Source organism: Aeromicrobium piscarium, assembly GCF_007421815.1.
Taxonomy (GTDB): domain Bacteria; phylum Actinomycetota; class Actinomycetes; order Propionibacteriales; family Nocardioidaceae; genus Aeromicrobium; species Aeromicrobium piscarium.
Genome location: NZ_VLNT01000009.1, coordinates 24592 through 40360 on the forward strand (window position 1 = coordinate 24592; position 15769 = coordinate 40360).

The following is a 15769-nucleotide window of genomic DNA, read 5'->3' on the forward strand; positions in this document are numbered from 1 at the left end:
TGGTGCAGTGCTCCCCGTCACCGTTCGCGCTCCGGCCAAGATCAACCTCGTGCTCGAGGTCGGTGCGGGCCGTCCCGACGGCTTCCATGCCCTCTCGACCGTCTACCACGCCGTGTCGCTGTACGACGAGGTCACGGCGACACCCCATGACGATGCGGTGCTCGCGGTGCGTGTGCTCGATGCCGATTCACTGCGCGAGCGCACCGATGTCCCGCGCGATGAGAGCAATCTGGCCATCCGGGCGGCGGACCGCCTGCGTTCGCATCTCGGCCGACCCGAGCTCGGTGCCGATCTCCTGATCCATAAGGGGATTCCGGTCGCCGGCGGCATGGCCGGCGGTTCCGCCGATGCCGCGGCGACGCTGGTCGCGTGCAACGAGGCCTGGCAGGGGGGCCTGAGTCGCGCCGAGCTGGAGCCGATCGCCGCGGAGCTCGGCAGCGATGTGCCGTTCCTGCTGCATGGGTCGACCGCAGTCGGGACGGGTCGTGGCGAGCAGATCGCCCCGGTGCTCGCCCGTGGACACTTCCACTGGGTTCTCGCCACATTCGCCGAGGGCATGTCCACGCCCGAGGTCTATGAGGAGCACGATCGCCTCGGCGGACGATCAGGGACCTTCGGGGAAGCCACACAGCATGTGCTGGAGGCGCTCCGCGACGGCGATCCGGAGGTGCTGGGCGGGGCGCTGGTCAATGATCTCGCCGACGCGGCACTCGCGCTGCGCCCCGAGCTGGCGGGTGTGCTCGCCCTCGGCCTGGAAGCGGGAGCCGTCGGCGGACTGGTGTCCGGGTCGGGGCCCACGCTGGCGTTCCTCGTGCGCGACGAGATCGCCGCCGACGATCTCGCGGAGATTCTCCGCGGGGCGGAGGTAGCCGATGTCGTGCTGACGGCCGCGGGGCCCCGACCGGGAGCGAAGGTGGTGCGCTGATGCCACCGCTGATCGTCGCCGAGAAGGTCCACGTGGCCTTCCCGACGGCAGGACCGGTGCTGCGCGACGTCACCCTCGGCCTGGCGGAGGGCGACCGCGTCGGAGTCGTCGGCCGCAACGGCGACGGCAAGTCGACATTGCTGCGGGTCCTCGCCCACGAGCTGGAACCGGACTCCGGACGCGTGACCTGGCGGCGGGACCTCGCGGTCGGATATGTCGACCAGAGCGATGTCCTCGACCCCGCGGCGACGGTACGCGATGCGGTCGTCGGCGATGCCCTCGATCACGAGTGGGCCGGCGACGCCCGGACGCGTGACATCGTGTCGGGACTCGTGCCCCCCGATGTCGCATGGGAGGCGCGGATCGGCGAGCTCTCCGGCGGTCAACGTCGCCGGGTCGCCTTGGCGAGTGTGCTGGCGCGGTCCTGGGACGTGCTGGTGCTGGACGAGCCGACCAACCATCTCGACCTCGACGCCGTGGTGTGGCTCGCTGGTCATCTACGGCAACGGTGGCCCGCGGGGAGCGGCGCATTGGCGGTCATCACGCACGACCGCTGGTTCCTCGACGAGGTGTGCACGACGACCTGGGAGGTCCACGACGGCACCGTCGACGCCTTCGAGGGCGGGTACGCGGCGTACGTGCTGCAACGCGTCGAGCGGGACCGGCAGGCCGCCGCGAGCGAGGCCCGCCGGCAGAACCTGATGCGCAAGGAGCTGGCCTGGCTGCGTCGTGGCGCGCCGGCGCGCACGTCCAAGCCGAAGTTCCGGATCGACGCGGCCAATGAGCTGATCGGTCGGGAGCCCCCGGTCCGCGACGGGGTGGAGCTGACCCAGCTCGCCACGGCGCGGCTGGGCAAGGACGTCGTGGACCTTCTCGATGTCGATGTCGACCTTCCCGACGGGCGCCCGGTGCTGCGCGATATCGAGTGGCGGATCGGGCCGGGGGAGCGGACGGGCATCCTCGGCGTCAACGGGGCGGGCAAGTCGACCCTGCTCGGCCTCGTCACCGGCGATGTGGCCGCCAGCCGTGGCCGGGTCAAGCGCGGCAAGACCGTCGAGGTGGCCGTGCTGAGCCAGTCCCTGCACGAGCTGGACGATGTGGCCGAGGAGCGGGTGAGCGACCTCGTCGGCCGTCAGCGGGCCACCTATGTCGCCGGCGGCAAGGAGCTGACACCCGGGCAGCTGCTGGAACGGCTGGGGTTCCGCACGCAGCAGCTCTCGACCCCGATCAAGGATCTCTCCGGCGGGCAGCGCAGGCGTCTGCAGCTGCTGCTCATCCTGCTCGCCGAGCCCAATGTCCTGATCCTCGACGAGCCGACCAATGACATGGACACCGACATGCTCACGGCGATCGAGGATCTGCTCGACACCTGGCCAGGCACGCTTCTGGTGGTCTCGCACGATCGGTACCTGCTGGAGCGAGTCACCGACCAGCAGTACGCGATCCTCGACGGCCGGCTCCGCCATCTCCCTGGCGGAGTAGACGAGTATCTGGTCCTGCGCGAGAAACAGGAACAGGAGCGGGACTCCGCGGCGGGGGCACCGCGCGGCGTATCCCAGTCCGAACAGTCGGGGCTGTCCGGTGCCGAACGACGGTCGGTGCAGAAGGACATCGCCTCCCTGGAGCGCCGGATGGAGAAGCTCTCGGCGAGTGTCGACGCGCTCCACGCCTGGCTGGCCGCGCACGACCAGAGCGACTACGAGGGTCTGCAGCGTCATACCGAGGAGCTGCGCACGGTCGAGGACGAGATCGCCCGGCTCGAGGAACGCTGGCTCGAGCTCTCCGAATCCCTCGACTGAACAAACGAGTACGCCATCGAAGGGCGGCCACATGCCCAATAGAGGGGCGGCCATATGCCTAATAGGCGGCTTTCGCTCGCGCCCCCGGAACGAGCCCGTTCGACCTGATCGTCGAAAGCGCAGAGGGGCTTTCAGGCCGCGTGGTCGTCACGAGCGAGTGCGGATGGCGATAGCCCTGACCGCCGCTCACGCCGAGGGGCCGGCGAAGGGCTCGATGAGATCGCGCAGGAGGTCGGCGATCGTGGCGCGCTCGTCGCTGTCGAGATCGGCGAGAAGTTCGTGCTCGTGGGTGAGTAGCGCATCGAGGGCCGCATCGACGCGCTCTCGCCCTCGTGTGGACAGCCGTACCAGCACACCGCGCCGGTCGGAGGGGGCCGGGCGCCTTTCGACCAGCCCCTTGCGCTGCAGCCGATCGACGCGGTTGGTCATGGTGCCGCTGGTCACGTGCGTGGCAGCGACGAGCTGGCCGGGGGACAGCTCGTAGGGCTCGCCGATGCGCCGCAGCGCCGCGAGCACGTCGAACTCCCACGGCTCGAGGCCCACGGAGGTGAAGGCCTGCTTGCGGAGCCCGTCCAGATACTGCGCGAGGCGGCTGACCCGGCTCAGCACCTCCATCGGGGAGACATCGGCATCGGGGCGTTCGTGCCGCCAGGCGGCGACGATCCGATCGACCTCGTCCATGGGATGAGTTTATCGCGTCGAGATTCTTGAGGTCGAGAATCTTGCAGGAGCGCCGCCCCGGCGCGTGGCCTGGGGTGTTCGGTACGCTGGACGCGCTTTCCCCGGTTGGTCTGCCGGCAGGGCCCGCCTGACTTTGAATCAGGATTAGCGACGTAGGTTCGACTCCTACCCGGGGAGCCACGCGAGAACCCGCTGAGTGTGGAGGTACCCCCACACTTGACGGGTAGCCCCGAACACGAAGGAGTCCGCATTGGACGCGAAGGTCACGGCGATCGTCCTCGCCGCCGGAGCCGGAACCCGGATGAAATCCGAGCGCGCCAAGGTGTTGCACGAGCTCGGTGGCAGGTCCATGCTCGGCCACGCTCTCGCCGCCGTCCGCGAGCTCGGCGTCGAACAGCGTGTCGTGGTCGTGGGCCATCAGCGTGAGCAGGTCGAGGCGGCCACCACGGCCCTCGATAGTGAGGCGCTGATCGCCGTCCAGCACGAGCGCAAAGGCACCGGTGACGCCGTCCGCGCCGGGCTCGACGCGCTGGAGGCGGGCGCGGCTCGCGGCACCGTCCTGATCACCTACGGCGATGTCCCGCTGCTCACGGCCGAGACGCTCCGCGCGGTGGTCGACGAGCACCGCGCGGACGCCCGCGCCGTCACCATCCTCAGCGCCGAGGTCGACGACCCCACCGGCTACGGCAGGATCCTACGCGGCGATGACGGAACCGTCACCGCCATCCGCGAGCACAAGGATGCGAGCGAGAACGAGCGATCGGTCCGCGAGATCAACAGCGGCATCCTCGCGGTCGACGGCACCTTCCTCGACGCGGCCCTCGGCCGGCTCACGCCGAAGAACGCGCAAGGCGAGCTGTATCTGACCGATATCGTCGGCTTCGCGGTCGCCGATGGGCTCCCCGTCGGAGCCCATGTCCTCGAGGACGTCTGGCAGACCGAGGGCGTCAACGACCGCGCCCAGCTCGCCCGGCTGGCCCGCGAGCTCAACGACCGGATCACCCGGCGCTGGATGCTGGACGGCGTCACGATCATCGACCCCGCCACCACCTGGATCGACTCCGACGTCACTCTCGCGCCGGATGTCACGGTGCGCCCCGGCACCCAACTTCTCGGAGCCACGACCGTGGCCGGCGGCGCCACGATCGGACCGGACACCACGTTGCGAAATGTCGAGATCGGCGAGGATGCCACCATCGAACGCACCCACGGATCGGATGCCGTGATCGCCGCCGGCGCGACCGTCGGCCCCTTCGCCTACCTGCGTCCTGGCACCGAGCTTGGCGCGAAGGGCAAGATCGGCACCTTCGTGGAGACCAAGAACGCCCAGATCGCCGACGGCGCCAAGGTGCCCCATCTCTCCTATATCGGCGACGCGGAGATCGGCGAGGGCACCAATATCGGTGCGGGCACCATCACCGCCAACTACGACGGCGAGCGCAAGCACCGCACCGTCGTCGGGCGTCATGCCAAGACCGGGAGCGACAACGTCTTCGTGGCACCGGTCGAGATCGGCGACGGCGCCTTCACCGGCGCTGGAACGATCGTCCGCGAGGACGTTCCACCGGGGGCACTCGCGGTGAGCGCGGGAGGACAGAGGATCATGGACGGGTGGGTCGCGAGGCGACGGCCCGGCTCGGCGGCCCACGAGGCCGCGGAGAACGCAGCACGGCAGGAAGAGAACCCCCAGTGACCAACGGCAGCCTCAGCGAGCGCACACCGACCCGCAACCTCATGCTCTTCTCGGGTCGGGCGCACCCGACCCTCGCGCAGGAGGTCGCCCAGCTCCTCGAGGCCGAGCTCGTGCCGACCACCGCCTACGACTTCGCCAACGGCGAGATCTACGTGCGTTTCGACAAGTCGGTGCGCGGATGCGATGCCTTCGTGCTCCAGAGCCACTCCGCACCGATCAACGAGGCGATCATGGAGCAGCTCATCATGATCGACGCGCTCAAGCGGGCTTCCGCCAAGCGCATCACGGTGGTGCTGCCCTTCTACGGCTACGCCCGCCAGGACAAGAAACACCTCGGGCGCGAGCCGATCTCGGCGCGTCTGATGGCCGATCTGTTCCTCTCGGCCGGTGCCGACCGACTCATGACGGTCGATCTCCATACCGCGCAGATCCAGGGCTTCTTCGACGGGCCGGTGGATCACCTGCTGGCGATGCCGATCCTGACGCGCCACGTCAAGAAGAAGTACGGCGACAAGCAGCTCGCGGTCGTCTCGCCCGATGCCGGCCGGATCAAGGTGGCCGAGTCCTGGGCGAACTCGCTCGGCGGCGCACCGCTGGCCTTCATCCACAAGACCCGCGACATCTCCCGCCCCAACGAGTCCAAGGCCAACCGTGTCGTGGGCGAAGTGGCCGGCCGCACGTGCATCCTGGTCGACGACCTCATCGACACCGGTGGCACGATCGTGCAGGCCGCCGAGGCGCTCAAGGCCGATGGGGCCGAGGACGTCATCATCGCCGCGACCCATGCCGTGTTCTCGGGCCCCGCGGTCGACCGCCTGAAGAACTGCTGCGCGCGCGAGGTCATCGTCACCAATACGCTGCCCCTCACCGAGGAGATGCAGTTCGACAAGCTCACGGTGCTGTCGATCGCGCCACTGCTCGCCCAGGCGATCTCGGCCGTGTTCGAGGACGGCTCGGTCACCAGCCTGTTCAAGGAGTGACCCTGCGTCCCGGTGCCGCGCGGCTCGCCGTGTCGCTCGGGGGCTGCTTCGCCCTGGTCGCCCTCCTCGCCGTGGTGGTCGTCGGCCACGATGCTCCGCGCGAGGCGCTGGTGACGGCGGCCGGGGTGTTGATGGTCTTCGGCTTCGTCGGCGGTGTCCTCACGACGGTGATCGCCCTGCTCGTGCTCGGCTACACACATGATCGCGAACCCGATGACGAGATCGCGGTGACGATGGCTTCTCTCGCCGGTTCGCTGTTCGTGGCGGTCTTCGGTGTGCTGGCGCTGCGCACGACCGGCTGGCTGGTCGCGGTCGTGACCACGGCGGTTCTGGTGGTCGTCACGCATCTGGTGTTGCGCCGCGGGCTGCGGGCCACCCTCCGCTGAACCGCTCTCGAGGCGCGCCGCTCCCGCCCATGGGCGGTGAGCTGTCACGTACTCGCGCCACGCTCCTGCGTGATGACTCACCGGAATCGTGGTCGACAGGATATCGGTGAGCCATCACCCACGATTGCCCGCTGGGTGCGGGATAACTCACCGCCCAGGGACGGGAGCGATGGTGCCGTCGTCGGGTGGTCTCGCGGCATAATGGTGCGGACGACGTGCGGACGCCGTCGAGGTGACGAAGGGTGGCTCGTGCGCGTTCGAGGTCTCAGCATCCCGCCGCGGGCGATCGCGGTCACGAGCATCGTCGTCATCGTGACCTTCGTGGCGGCGCTGGTCATGTTCGGGGTCGATCCGCGCGGCTGGTTCGGCCGATCGGGTGCCCAGCGCCACGACCCCTTCGCGGGCGCCGAACTGTACGGCGCACCGGACTCTCTCGCCCACAAGGCAGCGGATGCGGCCACCGGCCCCGATGCCGAGATCGTGCGACGGGTCGCCGAGGTCCCCACGGCGATCTGGCTGACCCCCGAGGAGAGCGGACTCGACGCCGTCGAGCATCGTGCGGCCACCATCGCCGAGGGTGCCGCGGAGGAGAATGCCGTCGCTGTGGTCGTGCTCTACGGCATCACCGATCGAGACTGCGCCGGTGGGCACTCCGGCGGGGGTCTCGAACCGGGGGACTATCGCACCTGGGTCGAGCGGGCGGCTCGCGGTCTCGGACATGAGCCGCGCCACGTGGCCGCCGTCGTCGAGCCCGACGCCCTCGCGATGGTGGACGAGTGCCCCGACCCCGAGACGCGATTCGACCTGCTCGACGATGCCCGATCGGCCCTCGACAGCGCGGGAGTCACGACCTACCTCGATGCCGGGCATTCGGACTGGGTGGCGGTGGAGACGATGGCCGACCGGCTCCGGCAGATCGGGATCGACGAGGCGCGAGGCTTCTCCGTCAACGTCGCCGCCTACAACGGTGAGGCCGATGAGATCGACTACGCCGAGAGACTGGCCGATCTGCTCGACGACGGCGTGCACTATGTGATGGACACCGGCCGCAACGGTGCGGGCGCCTCCGGCGAATGGTGTAACCCGCCGGGCCGGGCACTCGGTCAGCGCCCCGGAGCGGGGGAGGGCCGTCTCGACGCGCGACTCTGGATCAAGCCGCCGGGCGAGAGCGACGGCACCTGCCGGGGCGGACCGCCCGCGGGCACCTGGTGGAACGAACGAGCGGCGGAGCTCGCGCGACAGGCCGGCTGGTGAGCCTCGGAACGGTGCTTTTCACCTCCGCGCCGACCGGTCCCGTGGAGCCGGTGAACAGGGGTGTCTCACCGCCGAGTCGGGAAACACCGTCGGCTGACTGCGGGGCGTTGGTACTGTGAGCCCATGTCGAGCCAGGAGCAGCGCCGTGTCGTCGTGATCGAAGACGATCCCGACATCCGCCATCTGCTGAAGACCGTGTTGGAGAGCAGCGGCTTCGAGCCGTTCAGCGCCTCCAACGGAGCAGACGGCATCGAGCTCGTGAGGCAGTACGACCCCCTCATCACGACCCTCGATGTGACGATGCCGGGCATGGACGGCTTCGCGACGGCCAAACGCCTGCGCGAGTTCAGCTCGACGTACATCATCATGCTGACCGGGCTCGGTGACGAGATCGACGTCGTCCAGGGTCTCGAGGCCGGGGCGGACGACTATCTCGTCAAGCCGTTCCGTCCTCGCGAGCTGCGCGCGCGGATCGAGGCGGTCCTGCGTCGTCCCCGCGACCGTGCGGGGGCGGCTGGCCCGGCCGCCGAGCCGTCCGCGCCTCAGGCGGCAGCGGTGGCACCGGCCCCGCCGGCGCCGGAGTACACGCCGCCGACGTACACGCCCCCTGCCGAGCCGCCTCATCACCGGGCCGAGCCCACACGCCAGGCGCCTACGCCCGCGCATCATCGGGGTGCGCCGGCGGGCCCGGCGGTTCCGGCTCAGGTCGCGGCCAATATCGCCGCCACGAGCCCACAGGCCGGCGCTCGGGCGGATGCGGGCTCGCACGGAGCCCTCCAGGTCCGTGGCCTCGTGCTGGATCCCGAGACCAGGATCGTGACCGTGGAGGGACGCGGCATCGACCTCACCCGCACCGAGTTCGACCTGCTGCACATCCTGCTGTCCTCGGGCCGCAGGGTCCGTAGCAAAGCAGACCTGGTGCTCGCGCTGCGTGGCCAGGACTATGTGACCTCGTATTTCGTCAACGAGGCCGACAAACGCGCCATCGAGGTGCACATGGCCAATCTGCGCCGCAAGATCGGCGACTCCAGTGCCACACCACGCTGGATCGAGACCGTGCGCGGCGTCGGTTACCGCATCGCCGCCGACTGACGACCCTCGGGCGGTGACCTACGCACCTCTCAAGGGCGTTAAGAGGTGTGTCATCCACCGCCCCCGGATTGAGGGGTGCGTAGGTCACCGCCCAGGGTCCTGGCCCCGCGCGCTCAGTTCGCGTTCTTGGGGATCTCCTGCTGCTCGGTCGGGGTATCGGAGGCGAAGATCGCGATGGGCACCTCCTGCGTGATCACCTGCGGGGTCACATCGGGCTTGCCGGCCGCGTTCTCGGTCCACACGGTCGCCTCGAAGCGCAGCGTGATGCCGATCGTGTCCTCGGGCAGATCGCCGATCGTCTGGTTGCGCAGCTCGAAGGATCCCTTGGGCGAGGTCACGAGCATGCCCCACTGGTTGCTGACCGGCTCGGGATCGAAGGTGATCGCCGCGGCGGTCGCGTCGAGCGTGTAGGGCCCGTCGGTCACATTGCCGGACTCGGTGGTGATCGTGGATGTCACCTTGACGTGCTGCAGGAAGGTCTGTCGTTTGGTGGAGAAGGGATCGCGGAAGTCGCGGCTCATGTCGTAGGCCTGGAAGGTGAACGAGAAGTTCTTGTCGCCCAGGGGATACCAATCGTTCGTGCGCGGGGTCGACTTGGTCGGCCAGATGGTGAAGACGTAGTCGACATCGCTGGTCGTGTTGTGCGACTGGAAGGTGCCGTCGTGCGTGAACTCCGAGTCGAATTCGCGCTCCGATGCCGCCGCGCTGGGGGACGGTGTCGGCGAGTCGGCGTCGTCGCCGCCGGGGAACAGTCCGCAGGCCGAGAGCACGACGAGCAGGGTGAGGGCGCAGCCGGCCAGGGAGAGACGGCGGAAGAAGGCGTTCACGGGACTCCTGTTCGATGGGTCGCGGTGCTCAGACCGTGAAGCCACGATAGTTGCGAAGGATCTTGATGCCCATCCAAGCGGTCTGGGCGATGGTGATGACCCCGAGGACGGGCCATCCATAGGCGAGGAGATCGCTCTGCGTACCCAGCGACAGCTGGCTCCAGACGCCGATGACGATGGCGATCAGGCCGAGGGCGACCAGATAGGGCAGCAGGTAGGCCTGTCCGGCTCCACGTTCGGCGCGAGCCTGCGCCGCCCAGTTGTCGGTCTGTTGACGGCTGAAGAACTTCGTCCAGGCCCGCACGAAGTGCCCGATCCGGATCCACATGTAGAACTCGGCAGGGAACAGCAGTAGGGCGAAGAGCGTGTCACGTTTGTTGCGGTAGTGCATCGAGCGCGCCACCCGCATGTTCAGCACGATGGCGGCGGTCGGTGGGATGAGCCACCACCACTGGAAGACGAAGGCGTCGATCCACAGCGAGCAGATCAACAGCGTGACGAAGAGGAAGCGGGTGATGATGTTCAGCACCATCGAGAAGTGCTCGAACCAGCGCAGCCGCAGATTCGGGTGGAAGGGCTGCCCCTTGGTGTCGCCGCGTTGTCCGGGCCACATCAGTTCGATGGCGCCGAAGTTCCACTTGACCTGCTGACCGTCGAGCGCGCGCAGGTTCGTCATCCCGCCGACGTGGGCGCGGGCGGTCGCGCTGATCTTGGTGAGGTAGCCGGCGCTCTTGATCTGCAGCGACAGCAGCGAGTCCTCGACCTCACTGTCCTTGACCCAGGGTGCCTGCTGGTGCGTGTGCCGCATGACATCGCGGAGCGCCGGGACCGAGAAGATGGAGAACTGCCCGCCGAGCACGGCCATGTTCCGGCCGCGCAGCAGGTTCTGCATGTTGAACGCGGCGAACTGGGCGCGCTGGCCGGCGATGAGGAACTTCTCCATCGGGCTGTTCAGCGCGGTGTCGTCGATCGAGTAGATCGCCGAGATGCCGCCGATGCGATGGTCGCTCTGGATCTCCGCGAGGAGATCGGCGACGGCGGTCGGCTCGGGCGTGGTGTCGCCATCGACGCCCAGCAGGAAGTCGTAGCCCTCGACGAGGAAGAAGCCGTAGTTGAGAGCGCCGACCTTCTTGTCGGGGTTCTCGCCGATGTCGTGGACGAAGACCTCGACCACCTGCTCGCCCTCGGCGGTCATCCGCGCGTGCACGCCCGCATAGTGGCTCGCGACCTCCACCGTGTCGTCGGTAGTGTTGTTGACCACGACATGGATGACATCCGGAGGACGGGTCTGAGTCAGCAGGGAGTCGAGCACCGCGGAGATCGTCGCCCCCTCGTTGTAGGCCGGGACGACACAGCCCACCATCGCGCGGGCGGTGACCAGATCGCGCGGATCGTCCGGGACGGTCACCTGGCCGGTGAGGGCAGCGGTGTCGCCGTCGACGAACGGATCGTTGAACTCCATGGGCCCGATCATGGCGCGGCCGGCTCACGGCCGGCTGTCGAATTGCCTCAGGATTTGCCTAATCTCTGCTCAAGAAGGGTGGTCTTCAGCTCGGCGGCCGTCGCGGCCATGGAGGTGATCGCCTGTTCGAGCAGGGCTCCGTACTCCGGGGTCGCCGAGAAGGTGTCGGCGACCCCGTAGACGGCGCCGATGCGGACGCCCATGACCGTCGCGGTGCGGGACGTCAGCAGCGAGTCCTCGATGTCGCTGACGATCGCGTGGGCGCTCTGCGGCGAGGTCGCCGGGGCGAGGACGGCGAAGTTGCCGGCGCCCAGGTGCCCGATGGGCGCCCAGGGCGGGACATGCGCTCGCACGGTCTCGGCGAGCTTGCGGACGGCATCATCGCCGAGCGATCGGCCGAAGGCCGAGTTGAGCGCGCGCAGATCCTCGATGCTGATCAGCAGGAAGCAGGCGTGTCCTCCGACGAGGGTCACCCTCTTCAAGCGGCCCTGTGCGGCGAACCGGAAGGACTGCGGTGACAGCACGTCGAGGTCCGCGAGGGGGTTCTCCGACTCCGAGGTCGTGAACCCCCCGGCCTTGCCGCGTTCGCGCAGCAGCTGGACGAGCACGATCGCCGCCACCGTCTGCACCACCGTGAAGCCGACGAGGGCCGACTCGATGCGCGCCGTGCCTTGCCAGGCGACGATCGTCCACCAGATGGCCGACGGGACGCATGAGGCGAGATAGCCCTGGAAGATCCGGGTCACCGGATGCTGCGCCCACGAGCCGATCTGGAGCTCGTAGATCATCGCGATCGCGGCCGCCACGGTGACGAGAGCGCCGGCGGTGACGACGAGGGCGCCGTCCACATAGCCTTCGAGGACCGCCGCCGCGACGATCAGCAGTGCCGCTCCCGCGCCCATCTCGAGCCGGGGTGAGCGGTCGTGAAACAGCCGGATGCCCGACCACAACAGCGTCACGGCGATGGCCGCACCGCCGATCGCCGCCGCTCCGGCGAATCTGCTGGGAGAGGTCTCGCTGGTCCATGAGACGTAGACGACCATGCTCGCGCTGAACACGAACTGGGCGACGGCCAGGATCCGGGCCGCGCGGGTGGCGTGGGTGAGGATCGCGGAGAGGATGAAGACGACGGTCACGGTGGCACCCACGACGAGTGCTCCCACGGCGACGGCGTGGTACTGGTTCATGCGTGTCTCCCATCGGGTGCGCCCGCGGGGAGGGTGATCGACACGGTCGTCCCCTCCCCGGGCACGCTGCTCAAAGCCATCGTTCCGGCGTGGGACTCGATGATCTGTCGACTGATGTCCAGCCCGAGTCCCGACCCGCCCACGGCGGAGTCCCGGGCCGCAGCGGACCGATAGCCGCGGTCGAAGACCCGTTCGGCGTCGTGGGCGCTCATGCCGCGACCGGTGTCGCGGATCGACAACGCGTAGTGACCGGTGTCGGTGAGGATGGCGTCGACGAAGATCCGGCCGCTCTCTACGTTGTACTTGACGGCATTGGTCAGCACATTGTCGATGACCTGGCGGATGCGCAGCGGATCGGCGTCGAGGACGATATCGGGCAGTGGACCCACGACTATGGCGATGGATCGGGCGATCGCCTGCGGGCGGACGGCGGTGATGGCGTCCTCGACGATCGCCGAGGGCCGGCACGGTTCCATCGTGAGCACCATCCCCGATCTCCCCGAGGGAGAGCGGGCGGCGAGGAAGTCGTTCGAGAGGGTGAGGAGCCGTTCGGTGTTCTTGAGGGCCACCTCGACCATCTCGCGCGGGACGGCCGGTACGCCCGGCTCGTCGAGGGCGAGCTCGAGGTAGCCCAGGATGGAGGTCAACGGCGTGCGGAACTCATGGCTGACGGAGGTGACGAGCTCGTCGCGGTCGGCCTGGGCACGCAGCTGGCTGGTGACGTCGCGGGCGAGCACGATGACATTCTCGGTCGAGCCGTCGTCGCCGCGGAGGAACTGGCTGGTCCACTCGATGGCGATCGGTTGCGCACCGCCGACCCAGGTGGTCTCACCATCGACCTGCTCACCCTGGAGCGCGCGACCGATGGGGCCGTCCGGTGCGAAGATCGGGGAGCCGTAGTCGATCTCGTAGTCCGAGAGCGCGGCCTCGAAGCGCGTGCCGCCCAGGTGGCGGAGGAGCAGCCAGGCGCTGCGATTGGCCGTGCGCAGACCGCCATCGGCGTCGAAGGAGAACACTGCGAGATCGAGGGAGTCGAGCACCGAGGACGTGAAGCGCTCCTGCAGGCTCGCGCGTTCGAGCGCGCGGGAGAAGGCATCGGACTGGCGGTGCAGCAGCCCGCGCCGGGCCGAGGCGACGCGATTGGTCTGGTAGGCCGCCACGGCGCTGAGCACGATCAGCGAGGTCACCGCGGCGGTGGCCGGGATGCCTCCGATCAGCTGGACCTCGGCCACCTGCGCCTGGGTCCACCAGGCGGTCCAGAGAGCGATGATGGAGGCGGCGACCATGAGGGTCGCCACCAGGCCTCCGAAGGCGATGGCGACCCAGACCACCGGGAGCACCACCAACATCGAGAAGCCCGCCCCTGGGGTGGGGATGTAGAGCAGCAGGGCGCCCGGCACATCGACGATCGCGAGCAGCAGAGCCCACCGGCTGTTGGACTGCCGCCAGGGGAAGAGCCCCGCCACGGTCGTGGCGCCGATGATGATCAGCGCGCCGACAAGCAGCGTCGTCGATTCGGTGAAGTCCGGTCGGACCGCGATCGTGGCGAAGAACGGCAGCGCCACGGTGAGGACGAAGAGGAACTGCCAGTGCACGATCGCTCGCGGTGAGATGACGACTCGGCGGAAGTCCCGGTCGACGCGGGCTCTCAGCTGACCGGGGATCATGAAGAGCCTCGTGCCGCGACGCCGACCTGGGTCAAGGAGATCTCGACGATGGCGGTGGTCCCCGCGCCGGCCGCGCTCTCGAGCCGGATCGTGCCCCCATGAGCCTGAGCGATCGAGAGTGCCGTGGCGAGTCCGAGACCGAAGCCGGGCAGCGCGCGACGGATCGCGGTCGGTGCGCGGTAGAACCGCTCGAAGGCGTGCCGTGTCTCCTCGCGGGTCATGCCGAGGCCGTGGTCGGTCACGGTGATCCGAGCGGAGTTCTCGTGCGTGTCGACCGCTACCTCGATGCGGCCGCCCGAGGCGCTGAACTTGACGGCATTGGACAGGACCGCGTCGACCATGCGCTCGGCGAGCTCGCGGTCGAGCGGCACCTGCAGGCGCGATGAGCCGTCCGGGCCCTCGATGACGATGCCGCGTGTGCCGGCGCTCTCGCGCCAGTGGTTCACACGCCGGCGCAGGAGATCGACGACGTCGATGAAGGAGAACGTGGGGGAGGCCCCCGCGACCTCGAAAGGCTCGAGCAGCTCGCGCAGCTTGGCCGACAGGCTCGTGACCCCCTGCTGGGCGCGGCGCAGGAACTCGCGGCCGGTCTCGTCCAGGTCATCGGTCTCCAGCAGGTCCAGATAGCCGACGATCGATGTCAACGGTGTACGCAGCTCGTGCGCGACGGTGGCGCTGAAGGACTCCGCGGCGTGCAGGGCCTCCACCAGATTGGTGATGTCGTGCGCGACGATGACGGCTCCGACCTGCTCGCCCGCCTCGGTCACGGCCGGTAGCGAGGACACCGACACCGCGTGCTGCGCCCCGGGTTCACCCACCCACTGCAGCGACTCCGTCGCGTACTCGCCCTGCAGAGCCCGGGGCAGCAACTGGTCCTCCGGTGGGATGGGGGTGACGCGATCCGGTCCGTAGACCTCGTGGCCGGCCCAGGTGGGGTCCTGCGCGGAGACGCCCATCCGGCGTCCCAGCTCCTGCGCCCGCTGGTTCGCGAAGGTCGAGGACCGGTCCTGCGAGGCGAAGAAGACGGCCGCATCGACGCCGTGTGCGATCGCCCGCATCACCGCGGCATTGCTCTCGGCGCTCGCGAGGGCGTCCTGCTGGGAGCGCCAGGCCTCTTCGGCGATGGCCCGCGATCTGCGCAGGGCGTCGGCATTGGCCTGCGTGAGGATGGCGAGCGAGGCGACCACGAAGTAGAAGACGCTGATCGCCACGATGACGCGTGGGCGGCTCGGCATCGGTTCCACGATCAGCCAGAAGGCGATGCAACCGAGTCCGAGCGCCACGATGATCGCGATCGTGTGCGGCCAGTCGAGCTGGAAGGCGATCCACAGCACGGGGATCAGCGCGAGCAGCGGGATGGCGTTGTTGGTCTGGTAGAGCGTCCCGGCGAGCAGGATCGTGATGACCAGCTGGGCGAGCGCCAGCCAGAAGGTGTGGCGTCGCGGCAACCGCCCCCAGGGGAGTGTGAAGGCGACGATGTTCAGGGCGACGAGCGAAATGCCGGCGGAGACCAGGACGATGGTGTGTGGATCGGGTCCCGGATAGGCCAGCGTCATAGCGATGACGACGAGTGCGGCGACGGTGAACAGGCCGACGAGCACGCGAATGAAGCCCGCGTGCGGGGCGTGCCAGGACGGTGCGGTGTTCACGTTGGCCATCGTTGTCTCCCACCGCGTTCCGGAAACGCGGTTCCTCGGCTCCGATTGTGGCAGAGCGAGCGGCTCGGCGGGGGCGTATTCGGGGTCGCGGCGTGGACCGATTTCACGGGCCTCGACCCGTGCGGTAGACTCGCGGGGTTGCCTCGGCGAGGGCTACC

General features: G+C 68.8%; 13 protein-coding genes and 1 tRNA gene. 8 read left to right on the forward strand and 6 right to left on the reverse strand.

The features are described from left to right. Positions 1-7: 7 nt before the first annotated feature. Positions 8-925 (forward strand): 4-(cytidine 5'-diphospho)-2-C-methyl-D-erythritol kinase, encoded by a 918-nt coding sequence (locus tag FNM00_RS11830; protein ID WP_143913754.1) that lies wholly within the window; start codon positions 8-10, stop codon positions 923-925. After that, positions 925-2724, forward strand: coding sequence for an ABC-F family ATP-binding cassette domain-containing protein (locus tag FNM00_RS11835; protein WP_143913755.1), 1800 nt, complete (start codon positions 925-927; stop codon positions 2722-2724). The genes FNM00_RS11830 and FNM00_RS11835 overlap by 1 nt, the downstream gene beginning before the upstream one ends. A 186-nt stretch (positions 2725-2910) precedes the next feature. Here the strand turns inward: FNM00_RS11835 and FNM00_RS11840 are convergent, their stop codons facing one another. After that, positions 2911-3405 (reverse strand): MarR family winged helix-turn-helix transcriptional regulator, encoded by a 495-nt coding sequence (locus FNM00_RS11840; RefSeq protein WP_143913756.1) that lies wholly within the window; start codon positions 3403-3405, stop codon positions 2911-2913. 98 nt (positions 3406-3503) lie between these two features. On the opposite strand from FNM00_RS11840, the gene FNM00_RS11845 reads away from it, so the two are divergent. The 6 genes from FNM00_RS11845 (at position 3504) to FNM00_RS19430 (ending at position 8810) form a co-directional block, all read left to right on the forward strand. After that, positions 3504-3585, forward strand: a tRNA-Gln gene (locus FNM00_RS11845). A gap of 70 nt (positions 3586-3655) precedes the next feature. Continuing rightward, the gene (glmU, locus tag FNM00_RS11850; protein ID WP_143913757.1) at positions 3656-5098 is read left to right on the forward strand and encodes a bifunctional UDP-N-acetylglucosamine diphosphorylase/glucosamine-1-phosphate N-acetyltransferase GlmU; all 1443 of its coding nucleotides are present in this window, start codon (positions 3656-3658) and stop codon (positions 5096-5098) included. Beyond that, complete coding sequence (locus FNM00_RS11855; protein ID WP_143913758.1) at positions 5095-6078, forward strand: ribose-phosphate diphosphokinase; 984 nt, start codon at positions 5095-5097, stop codon at positions 6076-6078. Before glmU ends, FNM00_RS11855 begins: the two co-directional genes overlap by 4 nt. Further along, a complete protein-coding gene (locus tag FNM00_RS11860) occupies positions 6075-6464 on the forward strand; it encodes a hypothetical protein (protein ID WP_143913759.1) in 390 nt (129 codons plus the stop codon). The genes FNM00_RS11855 and FNM00_RS11860 overlap by 4 nt, the downstream gene beginning before the upstream one ends. Before the next feature lie 249 nt (positions 6465-6713). Continuing rightward, positions 6714-7718: a glycoside hydrolase family 6 protein gene (locus FNM00_RS11865; protein WP_185973115.1), complete on the forward strand. Its 1005-nt coding sequence runs from the start codon at positions 6714-6716 to the stop codon at positions 7716-7718. A gap of 123 nt (positions 7719-7841) precedes the next feature. Beyond that, positions 7842-8810 (forward strand): response regulator transcription factor, encoded by a 969-nt coding sequence (locus FNM00_RS19430; RefSeq protein ID WP_143913761.1) that lies wholly within the window; start codon positions 7842-7844, stop codon positions 8808-8810. A 113-nt stretch (positions 8811-8923) separates the two neighbouring features. Here the strand turns inward: FNM00_RS19430 and FNM00_RS11875 are convergent, their stop codons facing one another. From FNM00_RS11875 to FNM00_RS11895, 5 genes are read right to left on the reverse strand one after another with little or no spacing between them, the layout of a single operon-like run. Continuing rightward, complete coding sequence (locus FNM00_RS11875) at positions 8924-9637, reverse strand: hypothetical protein (protein WP_143913762.1); 714 nt, start codon at positions 9635-9637, stop codon at positions 8924-8926. Positions 9638-9665: 28 nt separating this feature from the next. Then, entirely contained in the window at positions 9666-11099 is a 1434-nt protein-coding gene (locus FNM00_RS11880) for a glycosyltransferase family 2 protein (RefSeq protein ID WP_205196472.1), read from the reverse strand. Between the two features lie 47 nt (positions 11100-11146). Beyond that, positions 11147-12286 (reverse strand): diguanylate cyclase domain-containing protein, encoded by a 1140-nt coding sequence (locus tag FNM00_RS11885; protein WP_143913764.1) that lies wholly within the window; start codon positions 12284-12286, stop codon positions 11147-11149. Next, positions 12283-13953, reverse strand: coding sequence for a sensor histidine kinase (locus tag FNM00_RS11890; RefSeq protein WP_143913765.1), 1671 nt, complete (start codon positions 13951-13953; stop codon positions 12283-12285). Before FNM00_RS11890 ends, FNM00_RS11885 begins: the two co-directional genes overlap by 4 nt. Beyond that, positions 13950-15611: a sensor histidine kinase gene (locus FNM00_RS11895; RefSeq protein WP_143913766.1), complete on the reverse strand. Its 1662-nt coding sequence runs from the start codon at positions 15609-15611 to the stop codon at positions 13950-13952. Before FNM00_RS11895 ends, FNM00_RS11890 begins: the two co-directional genes overlap by 4 nt. Positions 15612-15769: the final 158 nt, after the last annotated feature.

Coding starts and splice junctions, on each gene's coding strand:
- FNM00_RS11835 (WP_143913755.1), top strand. CDS start 925: ATGCCACCGCTGATCGTCGCCGAGAAGGTCCACGTGGCCTTCCCGACG.
- FNM00_RS11840 (WP_143913756.1), bottom strand. CDS start 3,405: ATGGACGAGGTCGATCGGATCGTCGCCGCCTGGCGGCACGAACGCCCC.
- FNM00_RS19430 (WP_143913761.1), top strand. CDS start 7,842: ATGTCGAGCCAGGAGCAGCGCCGTGTCGTCGTGATCGAAGACGATCCC.
- FNM00_RS11880 (WP_205196472.1), bottom strand. CDS start 11,099: ATGGAGTTCAACGATCCGTTCGTCGACGGCGACACCGCTGCCCTCACC.
- FNM00_RS11885 (WP_143913764.1), bottom strand. CDS start 12,286: ATGAACCAGTACCACGCCGTCGCCGTGGGAGCACTCGTCGTGGGTGCC.
- FNM00_RS11890 (WP_143913765.1), bottom strand. CDS start 13,953: ATGATCCCCGGTCAGCTGAGAGCCCGCGTCGACCGGGACTTCCGCCGA.
- FNM00_RS11895 (WP_143913766.1), bottom strand. CDS start 15,611: ATGGCCAACGTGAACACCGCACCGTCCTGGCACGCCCCGCACGCGGGC.